The 2197-nt window shown below is 72.6% G+C and carries 3 protein-coding genes; 2 read left to right on the top strand and 1 reads right to left on the bottom strand.

Annotated features, from left to right (window positions below):
- A partial coding sequence (locus H5J29_RS29910) for a hypothetical protein (RefSeq protein ID WP_220188105.1) occupies window positions 1-653 on the top strand: 653 nt, incomplete at its 5' end.
- A gap of 172 nt (window positions 654-825) precedes the next feature.
- On the top strand, window positions 826-1074 hold the full coding sequence (locus H5J29_RS29905; protein ID WP_181784314.1) for a DUF8847 domain-containing protein: 249 nt from the start codon (window positions 826-828) through the stop codon (window positions 1072-1074).
- A 118-nt stretch (window positions 1075-1192) separates the two neighbouring features.
- Here H5J29_RS29905 and H5J29_RS29900 read toward each other — a convergent pair whose 3' ends face one another.
- Complete coding sequence (locus H5J29_RS29900) at window positions 1193-1879, bottom strand: YceI family protein (protein WP_181784312.1); 687 nt, start codon at window positions 1877-1879, stop codon at window positions 1193-1195.
- Between the last annotated feature and the right edge of the window lie 318 nt (window positions 1880-2197).

The raw sequence follows: 2197 nt of genomic DNA, 5'->3' as shown, positions 1-2197 counted from the left end.
TCCTCGTCCTGATCATCGGGCTGATGTCCGCGGCCCTCACCGACACCGTGAGCGGCACGCTCGCCGAGAAGGCTCCCGTGGTGCGGGCGAAGGCCGCCGAGCTCGGCTCCGTCGCCGCGGACAAGGCCTCGACCTGGAGCTCGGTCGCCTCGGAGCGGGCCGCCGAGCTGAGCTCCGTGGCGTCGGACCAGGCGTCGGTGTGGGGTGGCGAGCTCTCGAAGCGCGCCGCGAAGGCCGCGGAGAAGGCGGAGAAGCGCGGCGCGGCCCTCCAGAAGGAGGTCGACAAGCGCAGCGCGGCCTGGCAGAAGGAGCTCGACCGGCGCGGCAAGGCCTGGGAGAAGCTGGCCGACAAGAAGGGCGACGAGTGGGCGAAGAACGCCACGCAGAAGCGCGCCGCCTTCGAGAAGGCCGCCGACAAGAAGCGCGCCGAGTGGGAGAAGAGCGCCCGCAAGGCCGCGAAGAAGGCCCGCAAGCAGGCCCCCGGCTACGTCGAGCAGCTGTCCGTGCTGGCCGCGCAGGCCTCGGACCAGGCCGCCAAGTTCGGCGGTGACGTCGCCGGGCGTGCCTCGGTCGCCGCCGACGCCGGATCCAAGGCCGTCGACGGCATCGTCCGGGACGCGCGCAAGCGCGCCGCCAAGGCCATCGCCGTCTGACCGTTCCTCCCTCGGCCCGCCGTTCCCGTGCCCGGGCGGCGGGCCGAGTCGTGTGCCGAGATGAACCTCAGGGTCGTTCGGACCCTGCTCCGACGACCCTGAGGTTCATCTCGGCGTCCACGTGAGAAGCCCGATGCTGCGGACGCCCCGCGGCAGTCCGTACGGTGGCCCGATGGCCGGAGCCACCGAGGAGGACTGGACGGACTGGGTCGCCACACAGGCGCCGCGGTCCGCGGACCCGCGCGACACCTACTGGTTCGTGGGCGGCCCCCTCGACGGTCGGGTCCGCACCCGCCCCGCCGAGTCCGTCGCCCCGGCGGTCGTGAAGCACGTCCACCTGCACGAGGGCCCCAAGATCGTGCACCTCTACGACCTGCACGAGGTCGCGGGCCACGGCGGGGAGTACCGCCTCCGCGAGTGAGGAGGGCGGTACTCCCCGCCCGGCGACCAGGCCCCGCGGCAGGGTCACTCGTTGCGCGCCGACGACGTCTTCGCGGGCGGGGTCTTCGCGGGCGGGATCGCCGGGCTGCGGGAGGTCGTCAGCTCGTCGGGGTCAGGGTCAGGAGGAACTCGACCTGGCCGGTCGGGTCCACCTTCACGAAGTCCCCGATGCTCGGCGGCTCGATCCCGAAGTCGGTGAACGTCAACGGGATCGAGCCCGAGACGTCGATGTCCGCGCCGTCTCGCACCGCGGTGAGCGGGAAGGTGACCTCGCGGGTCTGGTCCTTCACGGTGAGCGTGCCGGTGGCGTTCGCGGTGGCCGTGGCGCCGGTGGCGAAGTCCGGTCCCAGGTCCACCGGCCGGGTCAGGGTGAACACCGCCGTGGGGTAGCGGGCGGTGTCCATGATGTTCCCGCTGAACTGGTTGTCCCGGCGGCCCTCGTCGCTCGTGACCGTGCGCAGCTGCACCGTGATCTCGCCCGCGCTGACCTGGGTGCCGTCCAGCCGGGCTGATCCGGAGACGTCGGGCGTGCGGCCGACGGCGTCGACCCGTTGCCCGCCGAGCAGCTCGCCGACCCGGTAGCCGGCCTCTGATCCCGCGCCGACGGTGTACGCGGTCGCCAGCTCACCCGTCGGGGCGGCGGCCTGTCCGGTGCCCACGGACAGCGGCGCCGCCGCCTCCGGGGCGATCCACCGCGTGTAGACGAAGGGGCCGCCGATCGCCAGCAGGGCGATCACCACCACCGCCCCGGCGAGATAGGCCTTCCAGTGGGCTCGCAGCTTCATGGACTCCTCATTCGTTGATTGTTCAACGAGCGAGGCTACCGGTGGAGTGGGCGAAACGGGCGAATCCTCAGGTCCCTCACAGGGTCCCGCTCGGCGCGCGCGGCGGCCGTTGGACTCGCGCGGACGGTCGTTGGGCGCGGAATCGGCAGGTCGGAGACTATATCGAGATAGCGTCGCGGGCATGTCGCCGCGGATGACCTCTGCTACCGAGGCCGTCGTCGGCGCGCTCCTCTCGGCCGACGGCGAGCTGTTCGGCATGGAGCTCGTCCGCGCGTGCGGGCTGGGGGCGGGGACCGTCTACCCGATCCTGCGGCGCCT

This window comes from Pseudonocardia pini (assembly GCF_013870575.1).
GTDB classification, from domain to species: Bacteria; Actinomycetota; Actinomycetes; order Mycobacteriales; family Pseudonocardiaceae; genus Pseudonocardia; species Pseudonocardia pini.
Note: the sequence above shows the minus strand (reverse complement) of the source record. Positions and strands in the feature narration are given on the sequence as shown.